Source organism: Streptomyces sp. NPDC021115 (genome assembly GCF_044333065.1).
Lineage (GTDB): Bacteria > Actinomycetota > Actinomycetes > Streptomycetales > Streptomycetaceae > Streptomyces.
This window is the reverse complement of sequence record NZ_JBIRQF010000009.1, coordinates 210488-225473: the sequence shown is the minus strand read 5'-3', so window position 1 is coordinate 225473 and position 14986 is coordinate 210488. Positions and strand designations below refer to the sequence as shown.

Here is a 14986-nt window from a genome sequence, read left to right as displayed (position 1 = left end):
CCACCCTCGACGAGGTCCTCACCGGCGCCGATCCGCTCACCATCGCCGGTACGACCTTCGGCTCCCGCCTGATCATGGGCACCGGCGGCGCGCCCAGCCTCGACATCCTGGAGCGCTCGCTGATCGCCTCCGGCACCGAGCTGACCACGGTCGCGATGCGCCGCCTCGACCCCACGGTGCAGGGTTCGGTGCTGTCCGTGCTGAACCGGCACGGCATCCGCCCGCTGCCCAACACCGCGGGCTGTTTCACCGCCGGGGAGGCCGTGCTGACCGCCCGGCTCGCCCGCGAGGCGCTGGGCACCGACTGGGTGAAGCTGGAGGTCGTCGCCGACGAACGCACCCTCCTCCCCGACCCCATCGAGACGCTGGACGCCGCCGAGACCCTGGTGGACGACGGCTTCACGGTCCTGCCGTACACCAACGACGATCCGGTGCTGGCCCGGAAGCTGGAGGACGTCGGCTGCGCGGCGATCATGCCACTGGGCTCGCCGATCGGCTCCGGCCTCGGCATCCGCAACCCGCACAACTTCCAGCTGATCACCGAGCGCGCCGGGGTCCCGGTGATCCTCGACGCGGGCGCGGGCACGGCGTCCGACGCCGCGCTGGCCATGGAGCTGGGCTGCGCGGCCGTCATGCTGGCCTCGGCCGTGACACGCGCCCAGGAGCCGGTGCTGATGGCGGGTGCCATGCGGCACGCGGTCGCCGCGGGGCGGCTGGCGCACCGGGCGGGCCGTATCCCCCGCCGCCACTTCGCCGAGGCGTCCTCCCCCGCGGAGGGCCTGGCCGCGCTCGACCCGGAGCGGCCCGCGTTCGCGTAACGGGCTGAAACGGACCGGCATACCGTGGGAGGCGGAGGTGGTCGCCGTGACCGTGACCGTGGCCGACCGGATCGAGCGCGAGATCTACGTCCCCGCCCCCGCCGACCGCGTCTGGCGGGTGCTGACCACTCCGGAGCACATCCGCACCTGGTACGCCCCCGGCGGCTGCGAGATCGATCCGCGCCCCGGCGGCACCGTCCGCTTCCGCTGGGACGAGCACGGTGAGTTCCACGGCCAGGTCGAGCGGGCGGTCCCGGACGCCCTCTTCCGCTTCCGGCTGGCCCATGCGCCCGACCGCGCCCCGCTCGGGCCCGGGCAGACCACCGTGGTCGAGTTCACGCTCTCCCCGGAGGGCGCGGGCACCCGCCTCCGCCTCGCCGAGACCGGCATCCGCGCGCTCGACCTCCCCGACGAGGCCAAGGCCAAGCACGCCGAGTACGCCGCCCTGGCCTGGACCTCCGCCCTGGAGGAGCTGACCGCCCTGGCCGCGGCCTCCCACAACTGACGCCGCCCGGGGCTGGGGGCTGGGAACGGTCTACGCACAGGTCACCGTTCTGTCGCAGTACGTACCGGACATCCGGGCACCGGTCCAACGCGTCGGTGACGGATCGTAGACTGCACTCTCGTGGATACGACGCTCCAGGACCCCCTTGTCGGGCAGGTGCTCGACGGCCGCTACCGCGTTGAGGCGCGCATCGCCGTGGGCGGGATGGCGACGGTCTACCGGGCCGTCGACACGCGGCTCGACCGCGTGCTCGCCCTGAAGGTGATGCACCAGAGCCTCGCCTCGGACACCGCCTTCGTGGACCGCTTCATCCGCGAGGCCAAGTCCGTCGCCAGACTCGCGCACGCCAATGTGGTCGGCATGTACGACCAGGGCACGGACGGCGCGCACGTCTACCTGGCCATGGAGTACGTCGCCGGGTGCACCCTGCGGGACGTGCTGCGCGAGCGCGGGGCCCTCCAGCCGCGCGCCGCCCTGGACATCCTGGAACCGGTCCTGGCCGCCCTCGGCGCCGCCCATCGCGCGGGCTTCGTCCACCGCGACATGAAGCCGGAGAACGTCCTGATCGGCGACGACGGCCGGGTCAAGGTCGCCGACTTCGGCCTGGTCAGGGCCGTGGACACCAACACCAGCGCCTCCACAGGGTCCGTCCTGGGCACCGTGTCCTACCTCGCGCCGGAGCAGATCGAGCACGGTACGGCCGACACCCGCGCCGACGTCTACGCGTGCGGTGTCGTCCTGTACGAGATGCTCACCGGCTCCAAGCCGCACGGCGGCGACACCCCAGCGCAGGTGCTCTACCAGCACCTCCACCAGGACGTCCCGCCCCCGTCCGTCGCCGCGCCCGAGGTCGCCCCGGAGCTGGACGCGCTGGTCGCCTCCGCCACCGCGCGCGACGTGGCCCTGCGGCCCACGGACGCCGTCGCGCTCCTCGGCCAGGTCCGGACCGCGCGGGCCGCCCTCACCGACGCCCAGCTGGACGCCGTACCGCCGCAGGCCCACGAGGAGGCGCCGGGCGGCGGCTCCGAGGACCGTACGACGGTGATCCCCCGGCCCGCCGGTGCGGCCCAGCAGGACGACCTGCACCACACCAGCCGCCTGGACCTCCCCCAGGACCCGCCCGAGCCCCCGCGGCAGCGCCGCCGGATGCCGCGCCGCGGCGTGGTGACGATCGTCGCCGCCGTGCTGCTGGCGCTCGGCATCGGCGCCGGGGTCTGGTACATCAGCGCCGGGCAGTTCACCAATGTGCCGTCCGTGCTGAAGATGACCCGCACGGACGCGGAGAAGAAGCTGCACAGCGCCGGTCTGGACGTCAAGGTCGTCCAGGATTACAGCGACGTGGTCGACAAGAACAAGGTCATCAGCTCCAACCCCGGCGTCGGCGAGCGCATCCGCTCCACCGGCACCGTCACCATCCACGTCTCCCAGGGGCCGCCGCGCGCCGAGGTCCCGAACGTCGTCGGCCGACCGCTCACCGAGGCCAAGCAGAAGATCGCCGACGCGGGTCTGACGGTGGGCACCATCACGCGCGACTTCAGCACCGAAACCCCCCAGGACTCGGTGCTCTCCACCACCCCCGGCCCGGACTCCGTACGCCGCCCCGACACGCCCGTGAACATCCGGGTCAGCAAGGGCGAGAAGATCAGCATCCCGGACGTCACCGGCGACGACCCGTCCGACGCCCGCTCCGAGCTGAGCGACGCGGGCTTCAAGGTCAAGTTCGCCGAGCGCGGCGTCTTCTCGGACGAGGACAAGGGCACGATCGCCGAGCAGTCCCCCTCCGGCACCGAGGGCGCCAAGGGCGACACCGTGACCCTCACCCTCTCCAAGGGCCAGGAGATGATCGAGGTCCCGGACGTCGTGGGCGACAAGATCGACGACGCGAAGCAGCAGCTGGAGGACGCGGGCTTCACGGTGAACGTCGACAAGCCGCTGCTGTTCCCGGGCGACACGGTCAAGGACCAGTCGGTGTCGGGCGGCGACAAGGCGCCGAAGGGGAGCGAGATCACCATCACCGTGAAGGGCGGGGTCTTCTGACCCTCCCCGCCCGGCGTGGCGTGGTCGGTGTCAAAGCCGTGTAAGCCGTATGTCAGGGCCGTCGGCGAGGGTGGCCGCAACAGCGGCCACGAAAGGACTCCGATGAGTCGGACGGTTCCCCTCCCGCACGGTCTCCCCATGCAGCGCGACGCGGGTCCCTTCGACCCGCCACGCCAGATCACCCGGCTGCGCGAGGCTCGCCCCGTCAGTCCCCTGGTCTTCCCCGACGGTCACGAGGGCTGGCTCGTCACCGGGTACGAGGCGGTCCGCCAGCTCATGGCCGACACCCGGTTCAGCTCCCGCGGGGACATCGGCATTCTCCACCTGCCGTACGAGACCCCCGGCATGCCCGCCCCCACCGAGCCGTCCCCGCCGGTGCCGGGCCTGTTCATCAGCATGGACCCGCCGGACCACACCCGGATGCGGCGCAAGCTCACCGGCGCCTTCACCGTCAAACGCATGAAGACGCTCGAAGAGCAGATCACCGAGATCACCGAGCGGCAGCTGGACGATCTGGCGCGGCTGGCTCCGCCGGTCGATCTGGTCAAGGAGTTCGCGCTGCCGGTGCCCTCGCTGGTGATCTGCGAACTGCTCGGCGTCCCCTACGCGGACCGGGAGACCTTCCAGGCCAACTCCGCCACGTTCATGTTGAAGGACGTGACGCTCGACGAGAAGATGGCCGCGTACGGGGCCATGACCTCGTACCTGGCCGAACTGGTCACGCGCAAGCGCGCCGAACCCGGCGAGGACATCCTGTCCGACCTGGCCCGCGATGACGACCTCAGCATCGAGGAACTGACCGGCGCCGCCTTCCTGTTGCTGCTGGCGGGCCACGAGACCACCGCCAACATGCTGGCGCTGGGCACCTTCGCGCTCCTGGAGCACCCCGAGCAGATGGCCGAGCTGCGCGCCCGGCCGGATCTGATGCCCGGTGCCGTCGAGGAATTGATGCGCTATCTGTCCGTCGCCGACGTCTTCTACCGCTACGCCACGGAGGACATCGAGCTGGGCGGCGAGACAATCGGCAAGGGATCGACCGTCGTTGTCTCGCTGCTGGCCGCCAACCACGACCCCCGGCGCTTCACCGACCCCGGCACGCTGGACATCCACCGCAAGGCCCGCGGCCATCTGTCCTTCGGTCACGGCGTCCACCAATGCCTCGGCCAGCAGCTTGCCCGCATCGAGATGCGCGCCGGTTTCGACGGGCTGCTGCGCCGCTTCCCGACTCTCGCGCTCGCCGTCCCCGCGGACGAGGTGCGGCTCAGGACCGACATGAACATCTACGGCGTCCACGCGTTGCCGGTCACCTGGACGGAGACGGCGGGGTAAGCGGAGCCCGGGTCGGAGGGCGGGGCCGGGCTGGGATGCTGGAAGGGTGAGTACGAACCGCAGTCGCAATCCCATCGGCGGCCACATCCGCGTGGCCGGTGGCCTCGCCACTACCGGGCTCCCGCACGCGCAGGACATCGGCGCGGAGGCCGTGCAGGTCTTCGTCGCCAATCCGCGCGGCTGGGCCACGCCGACCGGCACCCCGGCGCAGGACGAGGCGTTCCGTACGGCCTGCGCCGAGCGGTCGGTGCCGGTGTACATCCACGCCCCGTACCTGATCAACTTCGGGTCGCACACCGAGGCCACCGCCGACCGCTCCGTGGAGTCGCTGCGGCATTCCCTGCGCCGTGGGCGGGAGATCGGAGCGCTCGGGGTCGTCGTGCACACCGGGTCGGCGACCGGTGGGCGGGCACGCGCGACGGCGATGGCGCAGGTACGGGAGCGGATGCTGCCGTTGCTGGACGAGCTGACGGACGACGGCGACCCGCCGCTGCTGCTGGAGCCGACGGCGGGGCAGGGCACGTCGCTGTGTGCGCTGGTCGAGGATCTCGGCCCGTACTTCGAGGCACTGGACCGGCATCCGAAGCTCGGCGTCTGCCTCGACACCTGCCATGTGTTCGCCGCGGGCCACGACCTGGCCGCGCCCGGCGGGATGAAGCACACGCTGGACGAGCTGGTGGACGTCACCGGCAAGGGGCGGCTGAAGCTGATCCACGCGAACGACTCCAAGGACGTGGTAGGCGCGCACAAGGACCGGCACGAGAACATCGGCGCGGGGCACATCGGCGAGGAGCCGTTCCGGGAGCTGTTCACGCATCCGGCCACGGCAGGGGTCCCGCTGGTGGTCGAGACGCCGGGCGGGGCCGACGGGATCGAGGGGCACGCGGCGGACATCGCCCGCCTCAAGGCGCTGCGGGACGGGTAGAGGGCTTCCGGGAATACCCCCTAGGGGTATAGCGTTCCTTCCGGCGAAGGTTCGCTACTACCCCTGGGGGCATCCGTCATGGATCACAGCACGGAGCACGCGCACCACCACCACGGCGCCACCTGGCCCATGGCCGCGCAGGCCACCCTGCACTGCCTCACCGGCTGCGCCATCGGCGAGATCCTGGGCATGGCCATCGGCACGGCGCTGGCCTGGCACAACGTCCCGACCATGATCCTGGCGATCGTGCTCGCCTTCGTCTTCGGCTACTCGCTCACGATGCGCGGCGTCCTGCGCGCCGGGCTCGACCTGCGGAGCGCGCTACGGGTCGCCCTCGCGGCGGACACCGTGTCGATCATCGTGATGGAGCTGGCGGACAACGGAACGATCCTGCTGTTCCCGGGCGCGATGGACGCGACGCTCTCCGACGCGCTGTTCTGGCTGAGCCTGGCCCTCTCCTTCGTGGTCGCCTTCGCCATCACCACACCGGTCAACAAGTGGATGATCGGGCGGGGGAAGGGCCACGCGGTGGTGCACCAATTCCACTGAGAACGACAGCTTCTACTGAGGACTACAGCTCGGGACCGTCGCCCGGCTCCTCCTGGTACGTGTAGCGCTGCTCCCGCCACGGGTCGCCGATGTTGTGGTAGCCGCGCTCTTCCCAGAAGCCGCGCCGGTCGGCGGTCATGTACTCGACGCCGCGGACCCACTTGGGGCCCTTCCAGGCGTACAGATGCGGGACGATCAGCCGCAGCGGAAAGCCGTGCTCGGCGGTCAGCAGCTCGCCGTCCTTGTGGGTGGCGAACATGGCCGCCTCGGTCATGAAGTCCGACAGCCGCAGATTCGAGCTGAAGCCGTACTCCGCCCACACCATGACGTGCGTGACGCCGGGCGCCGGCGGCGCCAGCTCGACGATCTCGCTCGCCGCGACGCCGCCCCATTCCGCGCCCAGCATGGAGAACTTGGTGACGCAGTGCAGATCGGCGACGACCGTCGAGTACGGCAGCGCGGAGAACTCCTCATGGGTCCAGCAGTGCTTGTCCCCGTCCGCGGTCGCGCCGAAGACGCGGAACTCCCAGCGGTCCGGCCGGAATTTCGGCACCGGTCCATAGTGCGTAACCGGCCACCCGCGCTGGAGTCGCTGTCCCGGAGGCAGCTGCGCAAGCTCTCCCTCACGGTGCTCCGACTGACCCATGGACTCCATGCTCTCAGACCGCCGGGGGTGGTCGGGACCAGGGCCGTGCGGCGCCGGGGCAACGCGCACTAAGCGTGCCCTTGCTGGACGCCCTAGCTGCGACGATGCAACGATGCCCGGAACCTGGCATTCCCCCTTCTGACGGGAAGGAGCCCCTTCGATGCAGGGCGACCCCGAGGTTCTGGAATTTCTCAACGAGCAGCTGACCGGCGAGCTGACGGCCATCAATCAGTATTTCCTGCATTCGAAGATGCAGGACAACAATGGCTGGACTCGGCTCGCGGCCTACACCCGGTCGGAGTCGTTCGATGAGATGAAGCACGCGGAGATGCTCACCGACCGCATCCTCCTCCTGGACGGTCTCCCCAATTACCAGCGGCTCTTCCACGTCCGGGTGGGCCAGACGGTCACCGAGATGTTCCAGGCCGACCGCCAGGTGGAGCTGGAGGCCATCGACCGGCTCAAGCGCGGCATCGAGCTGATGCGGTCCAAGGGCGACATCACCTCGGCCAACATCTTCGAGAGCATCCTCGCCGACGAGGAGGAGCACATCGACTACCTCGACACCCAGCTCGAACTGATCGAGAAACTGGGCGAGGCGCTCTACATCGCCCAGCAGATCGAGCAGCCGAGCAGCTGACCCGCTACGCCGCCTCGGCAGCCTCGACCGCCGCGGCAGGGAGCACGACGGGTTCGAGCGGGGTCTCGCGGCGCGGGCACGCGCCCCGGCCCAGCAGCGCCTGGATCTTGCGTACACAGGAACCGCAGTCCGTGCCCGCCTTGCAGGCACCGGCGATCTGGCGCGGTGTGCACGCGCCCGTGGCGGCGTGCTCGCGCACCTGCTTCTCGGTGATCCCGAAGCATGAGCAGACGTACACGGGCAGACTCTCCAGCGTTGATCAATAAGGTAACCCTTACCTTACCTTCCATGCCGGAGGCTTACAACGCCGTGGGGCGCGGATCGATGTGTGATCCGCGCCCCACCTGCGTAAATGATCTCTGCCAGGGTTACTGGTCCCGGTACATCTCCGCGACCAGGAACGCCAGGTCCAGCGACTGGCTGCGGTTCAGCCGGGGGTCGCAGGCCGTCTCGTAGCGCTGGTGCAGATCGTCGACGAAGATCTCGTCGCCACCGCCCACGCACTCCGTGACGTCGTCACCGGTCAGCTCCACGTGGATGCCGCCCGGGTGGGTGCCCAGCTCCTTGTGGACCTCGAAGAAGCCCTTGACCTCGTCCAGCACATCGTCGAAGCGGCGCGTCTTGTGGCCCGACGCGGCCTCGAAGGTGTTGCCGTGCATCGGGTCGCACACCCACGCCACCTGCGCACCGGACGCGGTGACCTTCTCCACCAGGTGCGGCAGCTTGTCGCGTACCTTGTCCGCGCCCATCCGCGTGATGAAGGTGAGGCGGCCCGGCTCCCGGTCCGGGTCGATCTTGTCGATCAGCGTCAGCGCCTCTTCCGGCGTGGTCGTCGGGCCCAGCTTGACGCCCACCGGGTTACGGACCTTCGACGCGAACTCGATGTGCGCCCCGTCCAGCTGCCGGGTGCGCTCGCCGATCCACACCATGTGGCCGGACACGTCGTACAGGTCGCCGGTCCGCGAGTCGGTACGGGTCATCGCCGACTCGTAGGCCAGGATCAGCGCCTCGTGCGACGAGAAGAACTCGACGGTCTTGAACTCCTCCGGGTCCACCCCGCAGGCGTTCATGAAGTTCAGCGCCCGGTCGATCTCGCGCGCCAGCGCCTCGTAGCGCTGACCCGACGGGGACGACTTCACGAAGTCCTGGTTCCAGGCGTGCACCTGCCGCAGATCGGCGTAGCCGCCGGTGGTGAAGGCGCGGACCAGGTTCAGCGTCGACGCCGACGCCTGGTACATCCGCTTCAGCCGCTGCGGGTCCGGGATCCGGGCCGCCTCGGTGAACTCGAAACCGTTGACGGAGTCGCCGCGGTACGTCGGCAGGGTGACCCCGTCGCGGGTCTCGGTCGGCTTCGAGCGCGGCTTGCTGTACTGACCGGCGATCCGGCCGACCTTCACCACCGGGACGGACCCGGCGTAGGTCAGCACGGCGCCCATCTGGAGGAGCGTCTTCAGCTTGTTGCGGATCTGGTCGGCGCCGACCCCGTCGAAGGCCTCGGCGCAGTCGCCGCCCTGGAGCAGAAACGCCTCACCCCGGGCCACGGCCCCCAGACGGTGCCGCAGCTGGTCGCACTCGCCCGCGAAGACGAGCGGCGGATAGGCCTCGAGCTCAGCGATGACATCGCGCAGAGCCTCTTGGTCCGGCCAGTCAGGCTGCTGCGCCGCGGGAAGGGACTGCCAGGTGTTGCCACCGGCGTGGGATTCAGCGTTCACGGTCACCCGGACAAGGTTACGGGGTCTTCATCCGTGTCCAGCCCGCCGCCCACGGTATGAGACGCCCCGACTCACGCTTTGATCTCGAACCACACCGTCTTCCCTGGTCGGTCCGGGTCCCGCTCCACGCCCCACGCGTCCGTGGCCAGCTCCACCATCGCCAGCCCCCGCCCGTTCTCGTCCCACGGCCCGGCCGCACGTTTCGCGGGCACGGCGGCCGAGCCGTCCCCCACCTCGACCCGCAGCTTCCCCTCCTGTGCGAGGAGCACCACGGTGCAGCTCCGGTCCGGCACGTGCTTGATCACGTTCGCGAGGAGTTCGGTCACGGCCAGCCCGGCGGGCTCGGCCAGGTGCGGCATGTCCCACATGGCGAGGAACGTACGGACGATACGGCGGATGTGGCAGGCCGCGTGCGCGGACAGCGCGGTGAAGTTCAGGTGGTAGTGGGGCGGCGGGTACGCAATGTCTTCGTTCACGCCACAAGGATGGATTCGGACGATTACCGTGGGCTACCTCGCGAACACAACGTGCTGGTTGTTGGGGGCTGTCTATGCCGAACATCCGAAAGCTGGACCCGACTACGTCTCCGATGCATCACCTCGGCGCGGAGTTACGCCGGTACCGGGAGGCCGCGGGCCTCACACAGGATCAGTTGGGCGGGAAGGTCTACTGCACGGGTTCGCTCGTCGGTCAGTACGAGACCGCCAGGAAGATCCCTACCCGGCGGTTCACAATGCAGCTCGACGACACGTTGGGCACCGGGGGTGCGTTGCTGCGGCTGCTGGAGATGGCGTTGTGCTTCCAGGTACCGCTACAGGCCCAGGAAATCGCCGACCTAGAAGCGGAGGCCACTCAGGCGTACTTCTTCGAACCATCAGTGGTGCACGGTCGTCTCCAGACCAAGGAGTACGCACGGGAGGTACTCGGCGTCCTCCACAAGGACAGCCTCGACGCCCGGTTGGCGAACCGATTGGATCGTCAACTCATCCTGGAGCGGCAGAATCCGGCGCTGATCTGGGTGGTTCTCGGCGAAGCCGCGCTGCATCAGATCGTCGGCAGCCGGGAGATCATGCGAAACCAACTGGCCCATCTGTTGGAGATCCGCGACCACCGGTCGGTGCACATCCAGGTGCTGCCCTTCGCCGCCGGCGCGCACGCCGGACTTCTGGGCGCGTTCAGCCTCTTCCGCTTCCGCAATAGCCCGGACCTCGCCTTCAGCGAGGATTACGAAGTCGGCCACTTGACCGCCAATCCGGAGGACGTCACCGACCGCACGCTCCGTTACGCTCACCTCCAGGCCGCCGCGCTGTCCATCCAGGACTCGGCCAAGCTGATCACCCGCGTGATGGAGGAACGCTATGGAACGCAGTCCTGAGTGGCGCAAGTCCAGCTACAGCGCCGACCAAGGCGAATGCGTGGAGATCGCCGAGATACCCGGCCGGGTGGCCGTCCGCGACTCCAAGAACCCCGACGGGCCCGTCCTGCTCCTCTCCCCCGCCGCCTTCGGTGACTTCATCTCGGCCCTGAAACGACCGTGACCGCCACCCGGCGTGCGGGCGGCGGTCACGGACACCGCGTCACTTGCTGACGTGCTCCATGCACAACGTGAACTGCGGCCTGCCGTTGCGCGTCAACTGGTACGTGGCGTACTGCGGATCGCAGGTGTAGTCCAGCACCTCGCGCTGCTTCACCTTGTAGTCCGCGGCGGCGCCACCGCAGTCCACGATGGTGAGGTCCGGGTCGCTCTCGGAGCCCTTGTTCTGGAGGCAGTCGCCGACCTCGGCGGAGGACGCGCTGTTGCTGTCCGTGTTGGCCGGGGTGGACGTGTCGTGGTCGCCCACGGCGTACCAGATGCCGTAGGCGATCACGGCCAGCGGGATGGCGATCAGACGGATCTTCGTCTGACGGCTGAGGCCGCCGAAGCGGCTCGGCCGGGGCGGAGGCGGCGGAGCGGGCTGGCCGTACGGCGGCTGCTGGCCGTACTGGGGCTGACCGTACGGGTACGGCTGCTGCGCCGGGTAGGAGGGGCTGTGGCCGTGGGGCGGCGGTGCGTTCGTGGACAGAGCGGTTCTCCCCGTTGAAGAGCATGGTGATGATCGCGCATCAGACCGATGCGCGGGCCCCGTAACGTAACCGCCCGCACCGACACCCCCGACACCCGGGGTGGCGGCCTCCACACCGTCCACACACGCGGAAGGGAAGGATGGTGCATTTCTCCCCGCCTGCGGCCCCTTCTGCCGCGTACTCTGTCCTCATGAGTGCCGAGCCGCTGCCCGACTGGGTGATCCCGCCTCCCGGCGGCTTCACCGCCGAGGACCTGCTGCGGCTGCCCGGACTTCCCCCGCACACCGAGCTCATCGACGGGAGCCTCGTCTTCGTGAGCCCGCAAGAAAAATGGCACAGCCGGGTGATCAATCTGCTGGTCGCGGAGCTGGACCGGCAAGCCCCCGGCGGATTGCGGGCCGACCGGGAGATGACCGTGCGGCTCGCCAAGCGCCAGGCTCCCGAACCGGACGTCGTCGTGGTGACCAGCGAGGCCTACGAGCGCGACGAACCGTCCACGTACTACCTCCCGGAGGACGTCGCGCTGGCTGTCGAAGCCGTGTCGCCGGACTCGGAGGAGCGGGACCGCGACACCAAGCCCCGGAAGTACGCGAAGGCGGGCATCCAGCACTACTGGCGGGTGGAGAACGACAAGGGGCGCACCGTGGTCTACGTCTACGAGCGCGACCCGGCCACGGAAGGCTTCTCCTTGACCGGCATCCATCACAACCAGCTCAAGGTCACGACGCCGTTCACCCTCGACATCGACCTCACCTCCGTCGGCAGGCGCTCCGCGTAACAAAGGTCCGTACCAAGCACACGCGGGACGCGTCGCGCAAGAACGGACGTTCGGGCATCCCTCGGCCACTTACGGCCATGCCGTGAAGAAAGCGCGATGGAACCGTGCGCTCCTCGGACGCTGTTCGGGTGACCGGCCCGCCCCGTGGCCGGTGCGTCCAGCCGAAGGAGTGCCCTATGAGGAAGTTGCTCCGCCGCAGCGCCGCCGCCTTCGCGGCCGCCGCCTCGCTCGTGCTGATGTCGCTCAACGCCGCCGCGCCCGCGCAGGCGGACTCCTCCGCCATCCCGTCCGGGATGACGTGGACCGTGCTCGCCAAGGGCAACGGCACGGTGCGGGTCGGCGCCGACGCCGCGACCGACGCGTACAACGGCGACACCGCCGCCACCGCGACGCTCCCCATGCTGTGCCTGAGAATCAACGGCAGCGCGGTGCCCAGCGGGATCACGCCGGACTTCTACGCGGGCTGGGCCCGCGGCACCGTGGCCGCGACGCCGCCCGTGCTGGGCAAGTCGCTGACCAGCCGGGCCGCGGCGGACGCCGTGTGTGCGCAGTACTACGGCGCGGACTGGCGGATGGCCGAGTTCCACGACGGCCGGTACGGCGCGAACCTGGAGGCCAGCGGTGGCTGGTCCTTCTGGGCGTACGGCTATGTCCCGGACGGCACCCGCTTCTGGGCGGCGATCAACGACCAGCCTGCGAACCCGTGGAACTGAGGTAGAGTCCTGCACATGTTCGCGCGACTGACCATGACCTGGTGGTGGACCGCTCATCCGGCGGCCCACTGAATCGCGCGCACCCAGACACACGCGAAGGCCGCCCGAGGGGCGGCCTTCGGCGTTTCCGCGGGTCGTTCCTCCTCTCCGGAAGGAACAACGATCCCGCCATGCACAACGCAGACGCTCAGGCCGTCGTCGCCCGGCTGCTCTCCGACGACTGCCCGCCCTTCGCCCTGCTGCACCGCCGTACGCCAGGGCATGCCGCCGACACCGTCGAGGTGCTGATCGGCCCGGCCGACGAGGTCGAGCGGCTGACCGACATCCCGTTGCCGACCGGGGCGCCGGAGGGCGGCGGTCCGGTGAGCGACGCGCTCGCGCTGGTGCCGTTCCGGCAGATCCGGGAGCGCGGGTTCGACGTACGGGACGACGGGACGCCGCTGGCCGTGCTGCGGCCCGAGACCACGTACGCGCTGCCGCTCGCCGAGCTGCTGGAGGCGCTGCCCGCGCACGCCGTGCGGGTCGAGGGCGGGCGCTTCGACGTCGGCGACGACGCGTACGCGGACATCGTGAGCCGGGTCATCGAGGACGAGATCGGCACCGGGGAGGGAGCCAATTTCGTCATCCGGCGGACCTTCGAGGGGGAGATCCCGGGCTTCGCGAGTACCGACGCGCTCGCGCTCTTCCGGCGGCTGCTCGCGGGTGAGCGGGGCGCGTACTGGACGTACGTCGTACGGCTGGACGGCGGGCGGACGCTGGTCGGGGCCAGCCCGGAGGTGCACGTACGGATGTCCGGGGGCACGGTCGTCATGAACCCGATCAGCGGGACGTACCGCTATCCGGAGGGCGGGGCGTCGGCGGACGGGCTGCTGGAGTTCCTGCACGACCCCAAGGAGGTGGAGGAGCTGTCCATGGTCGTGGACGAGGAGCTGAAGATGATGTGCACCGTCGGCGACATGGGCGGCGTCGTGGTCGGGCCCCGGCTCAAGGAGATGGCGCACCTCGCGCACACCGAGTACGAGCTGCGGGGGCGGTCCTCGCTGGACGTGCGGGAGGTGCTGCGGGAGACGATGTTCGCCGCGACGGTCACCGGGTCGCCGGTGCAGAACGCGTGCCGCGTGATCGAGCGGTACGAGCCGGGTGGGCGGGGGTACTACGCGGGGGCGCTCGCGCTCATCGGGCGGGACGGCGGGGGCGCGCAGACTCTCGACTCGCCGATCCTCATCCGCACCGCCGACATCGACGGCGGTGGCGCGCTGCGGGTGCCGGTCGGGGCGACGCTGGTGCGCCACTCCGACCCGCGCGGCGAGGTCGCCGAGACGCACGCCAAGGCGGCCGGGGTGCTGACCGCGCTGGGTGTGCGAGCCGCGCCCGTACGGTCCGGTTCCGGGGGCGCCGGGACTCGGCTCGCGGACGATCCGCGGGTACGGGCGGCGCTGGACGCGCGGCGGGCGGACCTGGCGCCGTTCTGGCTGCGGATGCAGTCGGCCGAGGGGCTGCTGTCCGGGCACGCGCTGGTGATCGACGCCGAGGACACGTTCACGGCGATGCTCGCGCATCTGCTGCGGACGGCCGGGCTGACGGTGACCGTGCGGCGGTACGACGAGCCGGGCGTCCGGGAGGCCGCGCTCGCGCACGAGGGGCCGGTCGTGCTGGGCCCCGGGCCGGGCGATCCGCTGGATGTGACGGACGTGAAGATGCGGTTCCTGCGGGGGCTGGCGGCCGAGTTGGTGGCCGGGCACCGGCACGGGCTGCTCGGGGTGTGCCTGGGGCACGAGCTTCTCGCGGCGGAGCTGGGGCTGGAGATCGTGCGCAAGGATGTGCCGTTCCAGGGGGCGCAGGAGCGGATCGACTTCTTCGGGCGGGAGGAGACGGTGGGGTTCTACAACACGTTTACCGCGCGGTGCGATGAGGGGGTGGAGGCGGAGTTGGCGATGCACCGGGTGGAGTTGAGCCGCGACCCGTCGACGGGGGATGTGCATGCGCTGCGCGGGCCTGGGTTCGCGGGGGTGCAGTTCCACCCGGAGTCGGTGCTGTCGCGGGGTGGGGTGGGGCTGGTGGCGGAGCTGCTGGCGGCGGTCCGCGTCTGACTGTTCCCCACCCCGCCCCTTCCCGCCCCGGGGCTCCGCCCCGGCCCCCGGGTGGGGGCTCCGCCCCCAAACCCCCCGCTCCTCAAACGCCGGAGAGGGCGGGGGCACCCTGTGGGGGGTTGGGAGGTGCCGCCTGGGGGTGCGCCATGAATGGGCTGAGGGATACGCCCTGGAGGAAGG

18 protein-coding genes are annotated in these 14986 nt (G+C 70.2%); 13 read left to right on the top strand and 5 right to left on the bottom strand.

The annotated features are described in order from the left end of the window. Positions 1 to 74 precede the first annotated feature (74 nt). The 6 genes from ACH4TL_RS27015 to ACH4TL_RS26990 all read left to right on the top strand — a co-directional run bounded on the left by ACH4TL_RS27015 (position 75) and on the right by ACH4TL_RS26990 (position 6163). Positions 75 to 818 carry a thiazole synthase gene (locus tag ACH4TL_RS27015; protein ID WP_398320666.1) on the top strand — a complete coding sequence of 248 codons (744 nt, stop codon included), beginning with the start codon at positions 75 to 77 and terminating at the stop codon, positions 816 to 818. Positions 819 to 864: 46 nt separating this feature from the next. Continuing rightward, entirely contained in the window at positions 865 to 1323 is a 459-nt protein-coding gene (locus ACH4TL_RS27010) for an SRPBCC domain-containing protein (RefSeq protein WP_398320091.1), read from the top strand. Positions 1324 to 1443: 120 nt separating this feature from the next. After that, positions 1444 to 3360 (top strand): Stk1 family PASTA domain-containing Ser/Thr kinase, encoded by a 1917-nt coding sequence (pknB, locus tag ACH4TL_RS27005; protein ID WP_398320094.1) that lies wholly within the window; start codon positions 1444 to 1446, stop codon positions 3358 to 3360. 102 nt (positions 3361 to 3462) lie between these two features. Then, entirely contained in the window at positions 3463 to 4689 is a 1227-nt protein-coding gene (locus ACH4TL_RS27000) for a cytochrome P450 (protein ID WP_398320097.1), read from the top strand. Positions 4690 to 4735: 46 nt separating this feature from the next. Then, positions 4736 to 5614, top strand: coding sequence for a deoxyribonuclease IV (locus ACH4TL_RS26995; RefSeq protein ID WP_398320100.1), 879 nt, complete (start codon positions 4736 to 4738; stop codon positions 5612 to 5614). A 78-nt stretch (positions 5615 to 5692) separates the two neighbouring features. Further along, entirely contained in the window at positions 5693 to 6163 is a 471-nt protein-coding gene (locus ACH4TL_RS26990; protein WP_398320103.1) for a DUF4396 domain-containing protein, read from the top strand. A 22-nt stretch (positions 6164 to 6185) separates the two neighbouring features. Here ACH4TL_RS26990 and ACH4TL_RS26985 read toward each other — a convergent pair whose 3' ends face one another. Continuing rightward, positions 6186 to 6809: a sulfite oxidase-like oxidoreductase gene (locus ACH4TL_RS26985; protein WP_398320106.1), complete on the bottom strand. Its 624-nt coding sequence runs from the start codon at positions 6807 to 6809 to the stop codon at positions 6186 to 6188. A 160-nt stretch (positions 6810 to 6969) separates the two neighbouring features. On the opposite strand from ACH4TL_RS26985, the gene bfr reads away from it, so the two are divergent. After that, positions 6970 to 7449, top strand: a complete 480-nt coding sequence (gene bfr / locus ACH4TL_RS26980) for a bacterioferritin (protein ID WP_398320109.1) — start codon at positions 6970 to 6972, stop codon at positions 7447 to 7449. Between the two features lie 4 nt (positions 7450 to 7453). Here the strand turns inward: bfr and ACH4TL_RS26975 are convergent, their stop codons facing one another. The 3 genes from ACH4TL_RS26975 to ACH4TL_RS26965 form a co-directional block, all read right to left on the bottom strand. Next, entirely contained in the window at positions 7454 to 7687 is a 234-nt protein-coding gene (locus ACH4TL_RS26975) for a bacterioferritin-associated ferredoxin (RefSeq protein ID WP_398320112.1), read from the bottom strand. A gap of 130 nt (positions 7688 to 7817) precedes the next feature. Next, positions 7818 to 9167, bottom strand: a complete 1350-nt coding sequence (locus tag ACH4TL_RS26970; protein WP_398320115.1) for a class II 3-deoxy-7-phosphoheptulonate synthase — start codon at positions 9165 to 9167, stop codon at positions 7818 to 7820. A gap of 65 nt (positions 9168 to 9232) precedes the next feature. Beyond that, positions 9233 to 9637: an ATP-binding protein gene (locus ACH4TL_RS26965; RefSeq protein ID WP_398320118.1), complete on the bottom strand. Its 405-nt coding sequence runs from the start codon at positions 9635 to 9637 to the stop codon at positions 9233 to 9235. 113 nt (positions 9638 to 9750) lie between these two features. Between ACH4TL_RS26965 and ACH4TL_RS26960 the strand changes: the two genes are divergently transcribed. Together ACH4TL_RS26960 and ACH4TL_RS26955 are read left to right on the top strand one after the other, a co-directional pair. Beyond that, a complete protein-coding gene (locus ACH4TL_RS26960; RefSeq protein ID WP_398320121.1) occupies positions 9751 to 10536 on the top strand; it encodes a helix-turn-helix domain-containing protein in 786 nt (261 codons plus the stop codon). Then, positions 10520 to 10699, top strand: coding sequence for a DUF397 domain-containing protein (locus ACH4TL_RS26955; RefSeq protein WP_398320124.1), 180 nt, complete (start codon positions 10520 to 10522; stop codon positions 10697 to 10699). Before ACH4TL_RS26960 ends, ACH4TL_RS26955 begins: the two co-directional genes overlap by 17 nt. A gap of 39 nt (positions 10700 to 10738) precedes the next feature. On the opposite strand, the gene ACH4TL_RS26950 is transcribed toward ACH4TL_RS26955, so the two are convergent. Continuing rightward, positions 10739 to 11029: a hypothetical protein gene (locus tag ACH4TL_RS26950; RefSeq protein WP_398320127.1), complete on the bottom strand. Its 291-nt coding sequence runs from the start codon at positions 11027 to 11029 to the stop codon at positions 10739 to 10741. A 386-nt stretch (positions 11030 to 11415) separates the two neighbouring features. Here ACH4TL_RS26950 and ACH4TL_RS26945 point away from each other — a divergent pair, with 386 nt between their 5' ends. From ACH4TL_RS26945 to ACH4TL_RS26930, 4 genes are all read left to right on the top strand, one after another. After that, complete coding sequence (locus ACH4TL_RS26945; protein WP_398320130.1) at positions 11416 to 12003, top strand: Uma2 family endonuclease; 588 nt, start codon at positions 11416 to 11418, stop codon at positions 12001 to 12003. Positions 12004 to 12179: 176 nt separating this feature from the next. Next, on the top strand, positions 12180 to 12716 hold the full coding sequence (locus ACH4TL_RS26940) for a hypothetical protein (RefSeq protein WP_398320133.1): 537 nt from the start codon (positions 12180 to 12182) through the stop codon (positions 12714 to 12716). A 15-nt stretch (positions 12717 to 12731) separates the two neighbouring features. Further along, positions 12732 to 12788: a trp operon leader peptide gene (locus ACH4TL_RS26935; protein ID WP_106516695.1), complete on the top strand. Its 57-nt coding sequence runs from the start codon at positions 12732 to 12734 to the stop codon at positions 12786 to 12788. A 98-nt stretch (positions 12789 to 12886) separates the two neighbouring features. Continuing rightward, positions 12887 to 14806 (top strand): anthranilate synthase family protein, encoded by a 1920-nt coding sequence (locus tag ACH4TL_RS26930; RefSeq protein WP_398320136.1) that lies wholly within the window; start codon positions 12887 to 12889, stop codon positions 14804 to 14806. Positions 14807 to 14986 lie beyond the last annotated feature (180 nt).